Annotated in this window: 12 protein-coding genes and 3 pseudogenes; 9 read left to right on the plus strand and 6 right to left on the minus strand. The window is 69.9% G+C overall.

The window, feature by feature from the left end; all coding sequences use genetic code 11:
• Positions 1 to 184 precede the first annotated feature (184 nt).
• A pseudogene (locus G3I56_RS22255) lies at positions 185 to 608 on the minus strand (YjbQ family protein).
• A 700-nt stretch (positions 609 to 1,308) separates the two neighbouring features.
• Here G3I56_RS22255 and G3I56_RS22265 point away from each other — a divergent pair.
• The 4 genes and pseudogenes from G3I56_RS22265 (at position 1,309) to G3I56_RS22280 (ending at position 4,987) form a co-directional block, all read left to right on the plus strand.
• Positions 1,309 to 2,046 (plus strand): ABC transporter ATP-binding protein, encoded by a 738-nt coding sequence (locus tag G3I56_RS22265; protein WP_164411665.1) that lies wholly within the window; start codon positions 1,309 to 1,311, stop codon positions 2,044 to 2,046.
• Between the two features lie 73 nt (positions 2,047 to 2,119).
• Entirely contained in the window at positions 2,120 to 3,157 is a 1,038-nt protein-coding gene (locus G3I56_RS22270; protein WP_164411576.1) for an ABC transporter substrate-binding protein, read from the plus strand.
• A gap of 31 nt (positions 3,158 to 3,188) precedes the next feature.
• Positions 3,189 to 3,720, plus strand: a pseudogene (locus G3I56_RS22275) (LLM class flavin-dependent oxidoreductase); the annotation flags it as partial.
• Positions 3,721 to 3,889: 169 nt separating this feature from the next.
• A complete protein-coding gene (locus G3I56_RS22280) occupies positions 3,890 to 4,987 on the plus strand; it encodes an NAD(P)-binding domain-containing protein (protein ID WP_164411578.1) in 1,098 nt (365 codons plus the stop codon).
• 29 nt (positions 4,988 to 5,016) lie between these two features.
• Here G3I56_RS22280 and mltG read toward each other — a convergent pair whose 3' ends face one another.
• Both mltG and G3I56_RS22290 read right to left on the minus strand, forming a co-directional pair.
• Positions 5,017 to 5,913 carry an endolytic transglycosylase MltG gene (gene mltG, locus G3I56_RS22285; protein WP_164411580.1) on the minus strand — a complete coding sequence of 299 codons (897 nt, stop codon included), beginning with the start codon at positions 5,911 to 5,913 and terminating at the stop codon, positions 5,017 to 5,019.
• A 65-nt stretch (positions 5,914 to 5,978) separates the two neighbouring features.
• A complete protein-coding gene (locus tag G3I56_RS22290; RefSeq protein ID WP_164411582.1) occupies positions 5,979 to 7,781 on the minus strand; it encodes an ABC transporter ATP-binding protein in 1,803 nt (600 codons plus the stop codon).
• 93 nt (positions 7,782 to 7,874) lie between these two features.
• On the opposite strand from G3I56_RS22290, the gene G3I56_RS22295 reads away from it, so the two are divergent.
• Complete coding sequence (locus G3I56_RS22295) at positions 7,875 to 8,345, plus strand: MarR family transcriptional regulator (protein WP_164411584.1); 471 nt, start codon at positions 7,875 to 7,877, stop codon at positions 8,343 to 8,345.
• 110 nt (positions 8,346 to 8,455) lie between these two features.
• Here the strand turns inward: G3I56_RS22295 and G3I56_RS22300 are convergent, their stop codons facing one another.
• Positions 8,456 to 9,841 carry a cation:dicarboxylase symporter family transporter gene (locus tag G3I56_RS22300; protein WP_164411586.1) on the minus strand — a complete coding sequence of 462 codons (1,386 nt, stop codon included), beginning with the start codon at positions 9,839 to 9,841 and terminating at the stop codon, positions 8,456 to 8,458.
• Positions 9,842 to 9,981: 140 nt separating this feature from the next.
• The gene (locus G3I56_RS22305; protein ID WP_164411588.1) at positions 9,982 to 11,610 is read right to left on the minus strand and encodes a peptide-N4-asparagine amidase; all 1,629 of its coding nucleotides are present in this window, start codon (positions 11,608 to 11,610) and stop codon (positions 9,982 to 9,984) included.
• A gap of 203 nt (positions 11,611 to 11,813) precedes the next feature.
• On the opposite strand from G3I56_RS22305, the gene G3I56_RS22310 reads away from it, so the two are divergent.
• The 4 genes and pseudogenes from G3I56_RS22310 (at position 11,814) to G3I56_RS22325 (ending at position 16,334) form a co-directional block, all read left to right on the plus strand.
• A complete protein-coding gene (locus tag G3I56_RS22310) occupies positions 11,814 to 13,628 on the plus strand; it encodes an ABC transporter ATP-binding protein (protein ID WP_164411667.1) in 1,815 nt (604 codons plus the stop codon).
• A pseudogene (locus G3I56_RS22315) lies at positions 13,625 to 15,407 on the plus strand (ABC transporter ATP-binding protein). Before G3I56_RS22310 ends, G3I56_RS22315 begins: the two are co-directional and overlap by 4 nt.
• Positions 15,408 to 15,548: 141 nt before the next feature.
• Positions 15,549 to 16,031 carry a DUF5709 domain-containing protein gene (locus G3I56_RS22320; protein ID WP_164411590.1) on the plus strand — a complete coding sequence of 161 codons (483 nt, stop codon included), beginning with the start codon at positions 15,549 to 15,551 and terminating at the stop codon, positions 16,029 to 16,031.
• Positions 16,032 to 16,076: 45 nt separating this feature from the next.
• Positions 16,077 to 16,334, plus strand: a complete 258-nt coding sequence (locus tag G3I56_RS22325) for a type B 50S ribosomal protein L31 (protein WP_164411591.1) — start codon at positions 16,077 to 16,079, stop codon at positions 16,332 to 16,334.
• A gap of 23 nt (positions 16,335 to 16,357) precedes the next feature.
• On the opposite strand, the gene G3I56_RS22330 is transcribed toward G3I56_RS22325, so the two are convergent.
• The gene (locus tag G3I56_RS22330; protein WP_164411593.1) at positions 16,358 to 17,152 is read right to left on the minus strand and encodes a metal-dependent hydrolase; all 795 of its coding nucleotides are present in this window, start codon (positions 17,150 to 17,152) and stop codon (positions 16,358 to 16,360) included.
• Between the last annotated feature and the right edge of the window lie 38 nt (positions 17,153 to 17,190).

Raw genomic sequence — 17,190 nt, forward strand, 5'->3', positions numbered from 1 at the left:
ACGCCGGAACTCGCTCCCTCCAGGCTTCCCGGTCGTCGGCATGCAGCCGGTCGACCATGAAACTGCTGACAGACCTACCGCGGGATTCTGCAGGCGCGCCAAACCCGGGGGAACAGCTCCCCGGCCCCGCTCCTTGCCCCATTCGGTGCGGCCGGACTTTGCCCGCACGGTTCCGCCAGGACACCTAACCGAGGAAGCTCAACCGGACCAGACGGTCCGTGTTCTGGGTGTTCGTATCCACCAGGCAGACCGACTGCCATGTCCCCAACTCCAGTCGCCCGCCCAGAACCGGCAGCGTTGCGTGCGGGGGGGACGATGGCCGGGACTACGTGGTCGCGGCCGTGGCCGGGGGTGCCGTGACGGTGCCGCCACCGGTCGTCGGAGGGGAGCAGGGTGTGCAGCGCGGCGAGGAGGTCGCGGTCGCTGCCCGCCCCCGTTTCGATGACCGCGACTCCGGCGGTGGCGTGCGGGACGAAGACGTTGAGGAGGCCGTCCCGGCCGCCCGCCACCTCCCGCAGGAAGGTCTCGCAGTCGCGGGTGAGGTCGACGACCGCCTCCTCGGTGCCGGAGGCGATGTTCAGGACGCGCGTGGTGAAGACGTTGGACATGTGCCCCATCATCACCCGGCCACCGGGATCCGCTCCTGGTCCGGTTTCCATCCCTTGATACGAGCAGTCCATTCCGCGAGACACCATTGACCGTGGTCGCGTCACCTGGCTACTTTCAGCGGCATGTTGCGTTCAGCCATGCTCACCACGCGCGGTCACATCGACCTGCTGCGGGTGGCCTCCGCCGCGTATCGCCGCGGCTGCTGACGCCCTTTTCCGCTCCTCGCACGCCCGCCTGAGCACCGCCCCACCCGCACGTCCGCGATCTGCCCTGATCCGTTTCGGACGCGGCGGCGCCGAGGTGCATCCCCTCCCCGGTCGCTCTCCTCCTCGTTGAGCACTCATGAGCATCAGCCATGCCCCACCCAGCTCCCCCAAGCCCGACATACCACCTAAATCCGGTCCTGGTATGTCCGAAGCCGCCTCCGGCGACACCCACGAGCGCGCCCTCCCCGACCTCGAACCCATCGTCCCCAGCTCCACGCGCCGCACCCGCGTCCCCCGTTGGCTGCGCCGCAGCTCGGGCCCGCTGCTGCTCCTCGCGCTCTGGCAACTCCTTAGCAGTACAGGCGCGTTGACGGCCGACATCCTCGCCTCACCCGGGCGGATCGCCCAGGTCGGCAGCGATCTGATCGCCGACGGCTCACCTCGGCCTGCTGGCCGACTTCGTCGTCCGCTCCCTCGAAAGGCTGCTGTTGCAATGGCGACCCACGTTCACCGGACGGTGACCTCACCAGCCGTACGGGTCGACGGGCTGACCCGGTCCTTCGACGGCCATGCCGTCATCGACAACCTCCAACTCGACGTCCAGACGGGCGAGTTCGTGGCCCTGCTCGGCCGCAGCGGCTGTGGCAAGTCCACGCTGCTGCGTATCCTCGCCGGTCTCGACCGCGACATCACCGGCACTGTCCTCGTGCCGCGCCGCAAGGCCGTCGCCTTCCAGGCACCCCGGCTGATGCCGTGGAAGAAGGTGTGGCGCAACGTCCTGCTCGGGCTGCCCGGCAACCCCGGACGCGAGGTCGCGGAGAAGGCGCTCACCGAGGTCGGCCTCAGCCAGCGTTCCGACGCCTGGCCCAAGACCCTCTCCGGCGGTGAGGCCCAACGCGCCTCGCTGGCAAGGGCGTTGGTACGCGAGCCCGATCTCCTGCTGCTCGACGAGCCGTTCGGCGCGCTGGACGCGCTCACCCGCATCAAGGCCCAGCGGCTGGTCGGCGAACTCTGGCAACGCCGGGGCTGCGCAGTCCTGTTGGTGACGCACGACGTCGAGGAGGCAGTGCTGCTCGCCGACCGCGTCCTCGTGATGGACGAGGGCGTCATCGCGTACGAGACGAAGGTCCACCTGGACCGCCCGCGTGACATCACCGACCCGCGCTTCGCCGAACTGCGCGCCGGAATCCTGGAGCGCCTGGGCGTCGACACCGCCGCCGAAGCCGCCTGAGCCCTCACAACTCCCCTCCCCCGCACCCTGGTTCACCCCCTCGGCCGCACAGAAACGATCGGAACGAACGACCATGCGACGACACCTCGTCCCCGCCGCTCTGCTCCTCCCCCTCGCCGTTCTCGCCTCGGCCTGCCGCGGGAACTCGGCCGCCGACTCCTCCATCGGCTTCGGCAGCGGTACCGACGGCAAGGGATCCCTGACACTCAACGTCGGTGACCAGAAGGGCGGTTCGGAGGCCGTGCTGCGGGCCGCCGGAGAACTCAAGAACCTTGACTACAAAATCAAGTGGTCCAGCTTCACCTCCGGCCCACCCCTCCTCGAAGCCGTCAACGCCAAGGCGGTCGACATCGGCAGCGTCGGCAACACCCCGCCGGTCTTCGCGGCCGGCGCCGGTTCCAGAGTCACCGTGGTGGGCGCCCTGCGCGGCGGATCCCAGGGCGAGGCCATCCTTGTCCCCAAGGACTCGAAGCTGAAGAAGGCCGCCGACCTCAAGGGCAAGTCCGTTGCCGTGGCCCAGGGTTCGTCCGCGCACTACCAGTTGATCGCCTCCCTCAAACAGGCCGGGCTCACCCTCGACGACATCAAGGTCAAGTACCTCCAGCCGGCCGACGCGCTGGCCGCGTACACCAGCGGCAGCGTCGACGCGTGGGTGGTGTGGGACCCGTACACCTCCCAGGTACTCAAGGGCGGGCAGGGGAGCGTCCTGGCCGACGGCGAGGGCGTGGTCAACGGGCTCAACTTCCAGGTGGCGGCGCCCTCCGCTCTGGGAGACAGCAAGAAGGCGGCTGCCATCAAGGACTTCGTGGAGCGGCTGCGGCGGGCTCAGGACTGGGTGTACGCACATCCCGGCACATGGGCCAAGGAGTGGGCGAAGGACACCGGGCTGCCGTACGACGTGGCGCTCGCGTCGGTGAACCGGTCCAACGCGACCCGTGTCCCGGTGGCGATCGACGACGCGCTCGTCGCCTCGGAGCAGAGAATCGCGGACACCTTCACCAGCCTCAAACTCATCCCGAACAAGGTCGACTTCGCGAAGTACGTGGACCGGCGCTTCAACGACGACCTGCCCCCGTCCACCACCGCCCCGCGGCCCAGCAAGGAGTCCTGAGCGCGCGACGACCGTCCGTCTCCCCTGGCCCCTGGCTACGGGCGGCGACGGCCGCACCCCCGTGGACCGGCACGCTTACGCCTCCAGCACCGTCGGCGCGAACCGCGCTGTCAAGGGCGTAGGACCGCCGAGCAGTTGGGCTTCGAAGACGTGCGGATGCCGACCGGTACCTGGTGCGACGACGCATGGCTGACGACCATGGCACTCGCCCAGCACACCGGTCGGCTGAAGTTCCGGTGGCGATCGGGCTCGGTGTGATCTCACCGGCGCCCGCCGCCCAGATGGCGGCGACCTACCAGCGCGTCACCCGCGGGCGGTTGCTGCTGATCGTCGTCACCGGTGGCGACTCCTCCGAGCAGGGGCGCTTCCGCGACCACCTCGACCACGACCGGTGGTATGCCCGTACCGACGAGTTCCTGTCCGTCGTACTACAGGCGTGGCGCGGTCAGCTGTACGACTTCGACGGTGTCCACCCCCAGATCCAGGACGGGCTGACGGCGCTGCCGCCGGACCCGGTGTCACCACTCTTCTTCGGCGGGGCTTCCCCCGCCGCAGGATCGGTCGGAGGCGAGCTGGTTCGGCGAGGGCGTCATTCCCGAGCTGACGGCTCACGGGCTGCTGGAGCGCACGCCGAGGGCGACCGGGGGTTCGTCGCCGCTGGTGGCGAGCGGTCACTGTACGCGCGACGACCGTCGCGGGAAGATCCTCGCCCCTCCCCCGGTTAGTAGAAGCGTGAACGATACCGGGACACGCGATGGCGTACGAGAAGTCGATGTCGTCGTCATAGGCGCCGGCCAGGCCGGTCTGGCCGGCGCCTATCACCTGCAGCGCACCGGCTTCGTGCCGGAGCGCGACTTCGTCGTGCTCGATCACGCCCCGCACCCCGGTGGTGCCTGGCAGTTCCGCTGGCCGACGCTCACGTACGGCAAGGTCCACGGGATGCACGCGCTGCCCGGCATGGAGCTCACGAACGCCGATCCTGCACGGCCGTCCGCCGAGGTCATCGGCAAGTACTTCGACACGTACGAGCGCACGTTCGACCTGAGGGTGCGCCGTCCGGTGGAGGTGCGGGCGGTGCGCGAGGGCGACGGAGACGGGCGGCTGCTCGTCGAGACCTCGGACGGTGACTGGTCCGCGCGGGCGCTGATCAACGCCACCGGTACCTGGGACCGGCCGTTCTGGCCGCGCTATCCGGGCCAGGAGACCTTCCGGGGGCGGCAGTTGCACACCGCTCAGTACCCCGGGCCCGAGGAGTTCGCCGGGCAGCGGGTGGTCGTGGTGGGCGGGGGCGCGTCCGGTACCCAGCATCTGATGGAGATCGCTCCGTACGCCGCCGGAACCACGTGGGTGACCCGGCGACCGCCGGTCTTCCGCGAGGGGCCCTTCACCGAGGAGTTCGGGCGGGAGGCCGTCGCCCTCGTCGAGGAGCGGGTACGCCAGGGGCTGCCGCCGAAGAGTGTCGTCTCGGTCACCGGCCTGCCCCTCAACGACGCGATCCGGCAGGCACTGGCCGACGGAGTCCTCGACCCGCGGCCCATGTTCGACCGGATCACCCCGGACGGGGTCGAGTGGGCCGACGGCGAGCGCGTCGACGCAGAGGTGATCCTCTGGGCGACCGGATTCCGGGCCGCGATCGACCATCTCGCGCCCCTCAGGCTGCGCGAGCCCGGCGGCGGCATCCGCGTCGAGGGGACGCGCGCGGTCGCCGATCCGCGCGTCCATCTGGTCGGCTATGGACCCTCCGCGAGCACGATCGGCGCCAACCGGGCCGGGCGGGCGGCCGTACGGGACATCAGGCGGCTGCTCGACCAGGAACCGGCCGCTGTCTGACGTCCCGTAGGGCCGCGTGGCCCGTCAGGTCACTTGACGGGCTGCCCGCTCTGCCGCCCCTGAGCCGGGCTCTGCTGGTCCTTCGCGTTCTTCTGGTTTTTCTGGTTCTTCTGGTTCTGGTTGAACTCGGCGACGTTGCGCTGATGTTCGGCGTAGTCCGCCGTGAAGCGTGTGTCGCCGGGCTTCACCGTGACGAAGTACAACCAGTCACCCGGGGTCGGGTTGATGGCGGCGCGCATCGCCTCCTCGCCGGGGTTGGCGATCGGCGTGGGCGGCAGGCCCATGCGCTGGTAGGAGTTGTACGGGCTGTTCAGACGGGTGTCGTCGGTCGTCGTCTTCAGCGTGGACCTGTTCAGCGCGTAGTTGATGGTCGAGTCCATCTGCAGCGGCATCCCGCGTTCGAGCCGGTTGAAGACGACCCGGGCCACCTTCCCCATGTCCTGCTTGCCGGCGGCCTCGGCCTGGACGATGCTCGCGATGGTGACGGCCTGGTAGACGTTCATGGCGTTGCGCTGCGCCCCGGCGGTGACCGGTGGACCGCCGAACTTCTGGTTGGCGGTGTCGACCATGAACGACAGCAGGGATTCCGGGGTGGCCTTCTCCTTCAGCGGATAGGTCGCCGGGAAGAGATAGCCCTCGGGGTTGCCCTCGGCGTCGGCGGGGAGTTTCAGCCGGGCCTTGCCGAGCGACTTCTTCGTGCTCCCGGCCGGCAGGGCGAGGGCCTTGTCGACCGCTTCGTACACCTGGATGGAGCGCCAGCCCTCCAGGATCAGGAGGGAGGTCGGCCGGGGGTCCCCTTCGCTGTCGACGCTCAGCAGCGGCACCGCCACGGCGGTGGCCGCGACAACCGCACCGGTCGCGATGAGGACGGCCCGGCCACGGCGCGTCAGGCGAATCGTTCTCCGTGACGGAGTGTTCATCTGCATGCGGGCACGGTAACCTGCAAAACCTCACAAACCCGACATATTTTCATCTTGTCCGACCGCATATGTCACCCGGTCGGCTCCAGCTGGGCATCCCTGCGCACAAGGGCCGCGTACCGCCCGTCCTTCCGCAGCAGTTCCTCGTGGGTACCCCGTTCGACCGCGCGTCCGGAGTCCAGGACCACGATCTGGTCGGCGCCCCGGACGGTGGACAGCCGGTGAGCGATGGTGAGCGTGGTGCGGTTGGCCGACAGGGCGTCGATGGCTTCCTGGACGGCGTGTTCGGTGCGCGTGTCCAGGGCGCTGGTCGCTTCGTCCAGGATGAGGACCGGCGGGTCGCGCAGAATCGTACGGGCGATGGCGAGTCGCTGTTTCTCGCCGCCGGAGAAGCGGTGGCCACGCTCGCCGACGACCGTGTCGTACCCGTCGGCCAGGGACGAGATGTGGTCGTGGATCTGGGCCGCCCGCGCCGCAGCGTGCAGTTCCTCGTCGGTGGCGTCCGGTTTGGCGAAGCGCAGGTTGTCGGCGACCGTGGCGTGGAAGAGGTACGTCTCCTGGGAGACGACGCCGACCGCACGGGCGAGCGTGTCGAAGTCGAGGTTGCGGACGTCGACGCCGTCGATGGTGACCCGGCCGCCCGTCACGTCGTACAGGCGGGGCACGAGGTGGCCCAGCGTGGACTTGCCGGCGCCGGTGGGGCCGACGATCGCCAGGCTGCCGCCCGCCGGGACGGTGATGTCGACGCCGTCGAGGATCGGGCGGCTCTTGTCGTCGTAGCGGAACTCGACGTCCTCCAGCCGGACTTCACCCTTGATTGTGTCGAGGTGGACCGGGTTCTCCGGCTCGGTGATGTCGATGGGCAGGTCGAGATACTCGAAGATGCGCTGGAAGAGCGCGAGCGAGGCCTGGATCTGGACGCCGGTGCTCAGCAGGCTGACGGCAGGCCGGAACAGTCCCTGCTGGAGCGAGACGAAGGCGACGAGTGTGCCGATCGAGACGGTCGGGCCGCCGAACTGGAAGGCGAGACCCGCAGCCCAGTAGATGACGGCGGGCATGGCGGACATGACGATGCCGATGACGGCCATCCGCCAGCGGCCGGCCATGCTGGCGCGCACTTCGAGGTCGACCAGGCTTTCGGACTCCGCGGCGAAGGACTGCGTGAGCGAATCGGAGCGGCCCATCGTGCGGCCGAGCAGGATGCCGCTGACCGACAGCGACTCGGTGACCGTGGCGGCCATCGCGGCCATCTGCTTCTGTCGCTGAGTGGTGATCCGCTTGCGTTCGTTTCCGACACGGCGGCTGATCCAGACGAACACAGGCAGCAGGAGCAGCGAGACGACGGTCAGGCGCCAGTCGAGGGCTACCATCGCGACGATCGTGGCGACGACGCTGGTGAAGTTGGAGACCAGGGAGGTCGCGGTGGAGGTGACGGTGGCCTGCATACCGCCGATGTCGTTGGCGATGCGCGACTGGACCTCACCCGTGCGGGTACGGGTGAAGAAAGCGAGCGACATGTTCTGCAGCCGGCCGTATACGGCGGTACGCAGGTCGTGCATGACGCGCTGGCCGACGGTCGTGGAGATGAGCGTCTGCAGCACACCGAGGACGCCGCCGAGGACCGCGCTGACGATCATGCCGAGGGCGAGCAGGCTGAGCAGTCCGGTGCGGCCCTCGGGGATCGCGACGTCGAGGATCTCCTTCAGGAGGAAGGGCGTCGCGACCGAGACGAGGGACGCCGCGGCGACGAGCAGGCCGACGACGGCGAGCCGACCGCGGTAGGGGCGGAAGAGTTTCAGGATGCGGCGGACCTGGCGCGGCTGGTCCGCCGAGTCGGCGGACGGGGTCCAGGCGGGTTGGCGGTCGGGTTTCATGGGCTCCTTCGGGAGACTCGCTGTGACGACTTGCGGAGCATAGCTCATTGTTACCTATACTCACAATGAATCGCATCCTGATATTGTTCCCGTATGAGTTCCCCCGACGCCGACGGTCCGCTCGCCGACCAGTTGCTGAGTCTGACCCGCCGTCTGCACCGCAGCCACAAACATCAGCTGGAAGAGCGCGGAGTCGGCATCACCCCGGCCCAGTCCCGGCTGCTGCGCACCCTTTCGCACCACCTCCAGCACCACGGTTCCCCACCGCGGATGACCGATCTGGCGGAGCGACTGGAGGTCGTACCCCGGGCGGTGACGACGCTGGTGGACGCGCTGGAGGCGAGCGGCAAGGTGCGCCGGGTGCCAGACCCCGACAACCGCCGGGTCATCCGGATCGAACTCACGGACGACGGACGCAAGGCGCTGAGCGAGCTGCGCGGAGCGCGCAGGGCGGCGGCGGAGGAGATTCTCGCGCCGCTGACGGACTTGGAGCGCAATGTACTGGGCGGGCTGCTGGACACGCTGATGGACGGGGGCGGGGCGCCGCCCGAGGGACGCTGCTGAACCGGAGCGACACTGGTCCTTGCAGACGAACGGGCCGTGGGTTCGCCTCCAGCAGTCCTGCAGGCGAACCCACGGCCCGTTCGAATTTCGAATATCACAGTTGCCGCAGGTCAGCTCGCGGGTTCCTTGGCTGCGGCCACCTGGGCCGGAACCGCCGCCTCCACGGGTTCCTTCGCGTCGGCCGAGTCGTCCTCCTCCGAGATCACGATCTCCCGGTCCAGCACCTTCTTCGCGCGCTCCAGGTCCAGGGCGCCCTCCCAGCGGGAGACCGCGAAGACGGCGACGCAGTTGCCGAGCAGGTTCGTGACGACGCGCATCGAGTCCATGATGCGGTCGACACCGAGCAGCAGGGCGACGGCCCCTGCCGGGATGGCCCCGAGCGAGGAAGCGGTCGCGGACAGGGCGAGGAAGGCCGAACCGGGGATGCCGGCCATGCCCTTGCTGGTGAGCATGAGCACCAGGACCACGGTGATCTGCTGGCCGAGGCTGAGGTCCACGCCCACGGCCTGGGCGATGAACAGGGTACCGATGGAGAGATAGAGGGACGCACCGTCGAGGTTGAAGGAGTACCCCGTGGGCAGCACCAGACCCACGGCGTCGTCGCGGGCGCCGGCCTTGCGCAGCTTCAGCATCACGCGCGGCATCACGGACTCGGTGGAGGCGGTGCCTAGCGCGAGGAGCATCTCCTCGCGGATGTAGCGGAGGAACTTCCAGAGGCTGAGCCCGGTGACCATCTTGAGAGCGACGCCGAGCAGCGCGACGAAGAGCGCGGCAGCCGCGTAGCAGAGGATGATCAGTTTGGCGTACGTCTCGATAACACCGAGTCCGTACTGGCCGATCAGGACCGCCATCGCGCCGAACACTGCGATCGGGGCGAGTCGCATGATGAAGCCGACGACCGCGAAGATGATCTCCTGGGCCTGCTCGATGGCGGGCAGCACCTTCGGCACCCTGGTGTGGCCGAGGTGGAGCAGCGCGGCGCCCACCAGGCAGGCCAGGATCAGCACCTGGAGGAGTTCGTTCTCGGCGAAGGCGCCGACGAAACTGGTGGGAATCGCGTTGACGACGAACTCGGTCGTCGAGGGCAGCGAGCCGCCGCCCGTCTTCGCGTCGATCGCCGAGGTGTCGAGCGTGGACGGGTCGACGTTCATGCCCGAGCCGGGCTGCACGATGTTGGCGGCGAGGAGCCCGATGACCAGGGCGAGCGTGCTCGCCACCTCGAACCAGATCAGGGCTTTGAGCCCGATCCGGCCGAACGCCTTGAGATCTCCGGCTTTGGCGATGCCGACGACGACCACGCAGAACACGAGCGGCGAGATGATCGTCTTGATGAGCCGGGTGAAACCGTCGCCGAGCGGCTTGAGATCCGTGGCCACGTCGGGCCACAGCTTGCCGACAACGATGCCGAGCACAAGCGCGACGGCAACCTGCGCGAACAGTGAGGTACGCAGTATGCGTGCGACGCGTCGCGGCAGGGACGGTACGGACTGCGGCACGAGCACTCCTCCAGGAAGTTTCTGAGATGCGGAAAAGTGATTCCGCGTCGCACACTATTGAGGAGTCATGGATCCCGTCTGCAACCCCCGCATTTCAGCGGTGTAAATCATCGGCCGTCCCCACCGCGAGCACAGCCCTCTCAGCAGCCGTCGTGGTCCTCCGTGAGCACCCCCTGCACGGTCACCAGAGAGCGGTCGTGGCAGCCGGCCGAGCCGTACAGCCGGTAGCGCTCGCTCGTCGTCCCGACGGCGTGGCGCTGGTCGCGCGGCACGTTCGCCGTGTATGTCGCGTCGCCCGCGTACGAGTCGTCGAGCCACGACCACGCCCTACGCCGGCCCGCGAACGTCTCGGTGACGGCCTCCCGGTCACCAAGGGTCAGCGCGGTCCGCAGCCGGTCGCCGGCGCCGAGTGTGGTCGTGCCGTCCATCGTGTACGTCCGTTGCGTACGGGTCGTTGTGGCCGGGCCGCGTCCGTCGGCGGTGACGTTCTCGGCGTCCGTCCAGGTGGCGGTGAGTCCGTCGGTGTTCTCGCCGTCGGTCCAGCGGTGCACGGAGGTACTGGTCAGGGCACGGCTGACGGTGGTGACGACCCGGCCGTGCGAGGTGTCGACGTAGCCGGCGACGGTCAGCCGGTGACCGCCGTCGGTGTCGAGGCGGTGTTGCCGGCCGGCCGAGCCGGGTGTGTACGTCGAGGAGTTGGCGAGGTCGCCGGCATGGTGGACGGTGAGCCCGCCGGTGACCCGCGCGCGCTCGGCGTCCTGCCAGACGAGGACGTTGACGGGGGTGCTCCAGCCCGCCTGTCCTTCCGGGACGCCGACGACGGAGACCTCCACGTCATGCGGCCGGCCATCGTTGAGGAGCCCGGCGAAGGGGGTCAGATCGTATTCGATCGGCTTGATGTCGAAGGCGCGCGGTCCCGGCACCACGTACCAGAGAAAGGGGTTGGACCAGCCGCCGGTCCACACGGTCGGGAACGGGGCTGCTATTCCGGCCAGTTGACCGTCGACCTTGATCTGCACCTCGCGGTACGGGCCGTCCGTGGCCTTGCAGGAGTAGGGGGCCGCGTCGGGGACGGTGAGGTACCAGTACTCCTCGCAACCGCCGCCGGAACCGGTCGCGTACACCTCGGCGACGATACGTTCGCTGTTGCGCGGAGTGGTGAGGGTGCCGTCCTGGAGGGTGAGGACACGGTCGGGAGTGACCTTCGCGGCGGGTTTCCCCGCGTAGAACGTCAGCGTGACCTTGACGTCGAGGATGCCGGTATAGGTGTCGTTGACAACGTTTCCGATGAGCATCTCCACGGGCTGTGCCTTGCTCAGGGTGTCGCTGTAGCGCGTGACGTCCTTCTCGACGGACCAGGAGATGCCGTCGGGCGAGGGCTGCGGAGTGGAGGTACGGAGGACTTCGACGCCGCCGATGTGCAGGTAGCCGAGGCGGTCGTACTGACGCCCCTTGACCTTGCCGTCCATCCGCAGCACGACCTTGCTCCAGCTCGCGCCGCAGCCGCTCGGAGGCCTGTACGTGCCCTCGTAGGGCGTGAAGTCCTTGAACTGGGCGTCGGCGATGGTGACTTCGCAGGATCTGGAGCCGACGGGCCGCGTGACCGCGGGCGCCGCGGTGACCGGGTCGTGCCAGTCGGTGCCGAACTCGGCGGGTACGTCGACGGGCTGGGCCGCAGCCTCGGCCGACCGAGCGGGGTTCGCTCCCAGGAGGGTGCTCGCCAGGAGGGCCGCTCCGGCAAGCATGGACATGGTGATCCGGCTTCTCATGGCCGGTGTTCTACGGGCAGTCGGCCCCGCGCGGCAATGAGGCGAACAGCCGCCAAACAGGCCGAAACCATGCCTCTCGCCGGAAAATCGTTTGCCTCCGACCACACGGTGACGCGAACCTTTCACGGCCCGTTGTCGGCCTTCCCGGCCCCTCCCACCCCCACATCCACCCCCTCATGCGAGATTCGAGCCACTGGGACGTCATGAAGATCCAAGACCTTCCGTACCGAGACCCGGGTGTACCGGACGCGCGCTCGGGCCCCAGATTTCTGTGGTGGCTCTTCCGCAACCAGCTCGGCGGGCAGCTCAACGCCCTGGCCTGGGGACTGGTGCACTTCGTGGCCGTCTCCGGACTGCCGTTCGGCGTCGGGTTCGCCGTCCAGGCCGTTGTCGAACGCTCGGGCCGGCGGCTGGCTCTCGCGGGCGGGCTGATGGTGCTGTGCGGCGTCGCCATCGCACTCGGCGACAGCATGCTGCACCGGGCCGCGGTCACCAACTGGATCACGGCGGCGGCCCGCGTCCAGCAACTGCTGGCCCGCAGGACCGCCCAGCTGGGCTCGGCCTTGACTCGGCGGGTCGCGGCCGGTGAGATCGTCGCGGTCTCCACCGGGGACGTGGAGAAGATCGGCTGGTTCGTGGAGGCCTTCTCGCGGTTCACCGCCGCCGCGCTGACCATCGTGCTGGTCTGCGTCGGGCTGTACGTCTACCAGCCGGCGCTCGGCATCGTCGTCGCCGTGGGCATCCCGGTCCTCGCCGTCGCCGTACTCCCGCTGCTGCCGCGCGCCACCCGGCGGGCCGACTTCCAGCGGGAGAAGGCGGGCCGCGCGACCGAACTGGCCTCGGACACCGTCGCGGGACTCCGGGTGCTGCGTGGCATCGGCGGCGAGGAACTCTTCCTCGACCGCTATCGCCGGGCCTCGCAGGAAGTACGGCACGCGGCCGTGCGCAGCGCCCGTATGTGGGCGCTGATCTCGGCGATCCAGGTGCTGCTGCCGGGTCTGCTGATGATCGCGGTCGTCTGGCACGGTGTGCACCTGGCCAGGCAGGGCCGGATCACCGTCGGCGAGCTGGTCACCGTGTACAGCGCGGTCATGCTGCTGACGTATCCGCTGCGGCACTTCGAGGAGATCGCCATGGCGTACTCCTTCTCCCGGCCCTCCGCGAAACGGGCAGCACGGGTGCTGTCCCTGGAGCGCGCCACGGACACGGCGGGCTCGCGCGAGGCGGTCGCGCCGGCCGGGGATCTGTACGACCCCGCGACCGGCCTGCTGGCACCCGCCGGATGTCTGACCGCAGTGGTGTGCGGCGATCCGGACGCGGCGGGTGTGCTGGCGGAACGGCTCGGCGGCCATCCTTCCGAGAAGGGCACGTCGGCGCTCCTCGGTGGCGTACCGCTGGACGAGCTGCCGCTCTCCAGCACCCGCACGGCCGTCCTCGTCCAGGACAAGGACCCGGTACTGCTCTCCGGTTCGCTGCACGAGCTGCTCGACGTGCCCGCCTCGGGTGCGGTGAGCGCGACAGCGGCGCTGGCCGCCGCACAGTGCGGCGACGTGCTGGAGGCGCTCGTGCAGGGGTCCCTGGACGCCGAGGACCCGTTGGACGCGCGGATCACCGAGCGCGGGCGGTCGTTGTCGGGCGGGCAGCGCCAACGGCTGGCGCTGGCACGGTCGCTGATCACGGACCCCGAGGTGCTCGTGCTCGACGAACCCACGTCGGCCGTCGACTCGCACACCGAGGCCCGGATCGCGGACGGGGTAAGGAAGTTGCGTGCAGGCCGGACCACGGTGGTGTTCACCTCATCGCCGTTGCTCCTGGACCAGGCGGACCGGGTCGTGCTGATCCACGAGGGCGAGGTCGCGGCCGTCGGTGTGCACCGTGAACTGGTGCACACGGAACCGCGGTACCGGGCCGTGGTGACCAGGGAGAACGAGGACGAGGAAGCGATCGGCCGCGACCTGAACGATCTCGACGACCTGGAAGAACTCGCAGAACTCAAGGAAATCGGAGAGACGGCATGATCGGCGTGGCGCCACCGGCGTACGACCCGGCGGCCCCGACAACGGCGAGCACCCTGCCGGTCGGCGCCCCCGCGACCGTACGCGCCTACGTGGCCGAACTGTTCCGCAGGCACCGGCGTGCCTTCCTGCTGCTGGTCACCGTCAACACGGTCTCCGTGGTGGCCTCCATGGTCGGTCCGTACCTGCTGGGCGACCTCGTCGAGGGAGTCTCGGACAACGCCCGCGAACTCCATCTGGAGCTCACCGTCGGCCTGTTCGCCGCCGCGCTGGTCGTGCAGGCCGTGTTCGTACGGCAGGTGCGGCTGCGCGGCGCGATGCTCGGCGAGCGGATGCTGGCCGACCTGCGCGAGGACTTCCTCGTCCGCGCGGTCGGGCTGCCGCCGGGTGTCCTGGAGCGGGCGGGCACGGGTGATCTGCTCTCCCGCATCACTACCGACATCGACCGGCTCGCCAACGCGATGCGCGAGGCAGTGCCCCAGCTCGCCATCGGTGTGGTGTGGGCTGCGCTGCTGCTCGGCGGTCTTGTCGTCACGGCACCGCCGCTGGCTCCGGCCGTGCTCCTCGCGGTCCCGCTGCTGGTGGTCGGCTGCCGCTGGTACTTCCGGCGCGCACCCTCCGGCTACCGCTCGGAGGCCGCCGGGTATGCCGCTGTCGCCGCCGTGCTCGCGGAGACCGTGGACGCAGGACGGACCATCGAGGCCCACCGTCTGGGCGACCGCCGGATCGAACTGTCCGACCGGCGGGTCAGCGAGTGGACGGCCTGGGAGCGCTACACGCTGTGGCTGCGGTGCGTGCTCTTCCCCGTCATCAACGCCACCCATGTGACCGTGCTGTGCTCGGTTCTGATGGTCGGCGGGGTCTTCGTGCTCCAGGGCTGGATCGACGTGGGGCAGCTGACCACGAGCGCACTGCTGGCCCAGATGCTCGTCGACCCGGTGGGGATCATCCTGCGCTGGTACGACGAGCTCCAGGTCGCCCAGGTGTCGCTGGCCCGGCTGGTCGGCGTCCGGGACATCGAGCCGGACGCCGGTGACCCCTCGCTGGCCCCGGACGGGCGGGACGTGCACGCGGACCAGGGTGCACTTCGGCTACCGGGAGGGCGTGGACGTGCTGCGCGAGGTGTCCCTGGAGGTCGCGCCCGGCACCCGGCTGGCCCTGGTGGGCCCCTCGGGCGCGGGCAAGTCCACGCTGGGCAGGCTGCTCGCCGGGATCTACGCGCCCCGGACCGGCCACATCACCCTGGGCGGCGCCGACCTGTCGAAGATGCCCGCCGAGGCGGTCCGCTCGCACGTCGCGCTGGTCAACCAGGAGCACCACGTCTTCGTCGGCTCCCTGCGCGACAACCTGCTGCTGGCCAGCACGGATGCCGGGGACACCGAGCTGTGGGCGGCGCTGGGCGCGGTCGACGCGGACGGCTGGGCCCGGGCGCTGGACGAGGGCCTGGACACCGAGGTCGGCTCGGGCGGGTTCGCTCTCACGCCGGCGCAGGCCCAGCAGATCGCGTTGGCCCGGCTGGTCCTGGCCGACCCGCACACACTGGTCCTGGACGAGGCGACCTCGCTTCTCGACCCGCGTGCGGCCCGTCATCTGGAGCGGTCCCTGGCCCGGGTCCTGGACGGCCGTACGGTCGTCGCCATCGCCCACCGGCTGCACACGGCCCATGACGCGGACGTCATCGCCGTCGTGGAGAACGGCCGGATCAGCGAGCTGGGCAGCCACGACGAGCTGGTCGCGGCGGACGGCGCGTACGCGGCGCTGTGGCGGTCGTGGCACGGGTGACACACCGGTGATCGGGCAGCGGGGCGGGGCCGGGCCGGCTCCGTCCCGTTGCGCGGTCCCGGCGGTGGGTGGAACGCTGGAGGCGGCTGCCCGCCCATCCTGGCGGCGCCGGGGCCGGTCCCGACCCATCTGGAGGTACCCGTGGACAGTGACGAGGGATGGGGAGACGACGTCTACCAGCCCGACGGATCCGAGGTTCAGGACGACGCGGGCCTTTTGGACGCCGAGGACACCCTGGTCACCGACGGGGTCGATGATCCTCTCGACCGCGGCTGGTCCCCTCCGGACCGGCCCTGGGCGGTGGAGCGCACCGGTGTGACGGCGGCGGAGCGCCAGCGGGGCGAGACCCTGGACCAGCGCCTCGCCGAGGAACTGCCGGACGTCGCGGCACCGGACGGCGACGGCATCGGCGACTGCGCGGGCACGGACGGCGAGCCGCTGGACAACGAGGTGGGCGCGGTCCGCTCCGGTCGTCTGGTGGCCCCCAACGAGGGGGCGCACGAGGACGGGGAGAGCGGGCTGATCGCCACCGACGTGGGCATCGACGGCGCCGCGGCCTCGGCCGAGGAGGCCGCTATGCACATCGTCGATGAGGACGCCCTGTCCGGCTGGTCCTCTCCCTGACGCAAGGGCCCCGCGGGGCCGACAGCCCGAACCAGGAGCACGCGCATGCAGCAGGACAAGCAGCCCGCCTACCAGCCGGTCGTCTTCCGGGACCGGACCGCCGGATACGCCTTCCTGACCCGGTCCACCGCGACGAGCGAGCAGACCATCGAGTGGGACGACGGCGAGACGTACCCGGTCGTGGACGTGGAGATCTCCTCGGAGAGCCACCCGTTCTACACCGGCAAGGCCCGGACGGTGGACACCGAGGGCCGCGTCGCCGCCTTCGAGCGGCGATACGGCGGCGGTGAGGACCAGAGCTGAGACGGCTGTCCCGGCGGCCGGCCTCAGATGAGGTTGAGCGCCGCCGCGCAGCCCACTCCCCCGAGCAGCATGAACGCCGGCATGAGCACCTTCAGCTCGACCCAGCTGCCCGCCCGGAACCGCAGCGCCTTCGGCGGGCCGATGGGGTACCAGCGCTTGCGGCCGATCGGGATGGGCCACAGGACCGGGCAGCCGGACACCGTCAGCGCGTCCCCGATGTCGTGCACCAGCGCGCCGAGCACGATCGGCAGCCCGAGCCACAGGTACGTCTGCCCCGGGTCCGTGAACAGCCAGTCCGCGCCGTTGCCCGGCTTGTCCAGGACGCCGGCCAGGATCCAGGCGCTGGTCGCTGCCAGCAGCCAGACCAGGACGTCGGCGCTGGAGCCGCGCGTCGCCCGCCACAGCAAGCCTTCGATGGCGAGCACGATGTGCACGAAGAGGATCGCCAGCACCGCCCAACGGCCGCCGGCGATCGCCACCGCGGAGGCGCCCCCACCGGTCAGAACCGCCCACAGCCAGGTGTGCGTCAGTGTCCGGTGCCCGCCCGAGCGGCGCGCGTCGCCCTGCTTCTTCGTCGCCTTGTAGACGGCGTAGGAGAGCTTGTCGACGATCTCGCACAGGCCGCGCGAGATCGGGCCGAAGGCGTTCGAAATGGTCGCCGCCTTGTGGTCGAGGTCCGGGGCGAGTGCGGCACCGGCGCAGATCAGGGCACCGACCAGGAGCACCGGCCAGGGCATCGGCTTGCCGGCCGCGGCCGCGGCGGCTCCGACCCCGAGCCAGGCCGCGGCCCCCGAGAGTGAGTGTGCTGGTCCCATCATGGCCGTGTTCCGCCCTATTCCTCGTACGCCGCTGTCCA

The organism is Streptomyces sp. SID12488, assembly GCF_010548275.1.
In the GTDB taxonomy this organism is placed as follows: domain Bacteria; phylum Actinomycetota; class Actinomycetes; order Streptomycetales; family Streptomycetaceae; genus Streptomyces.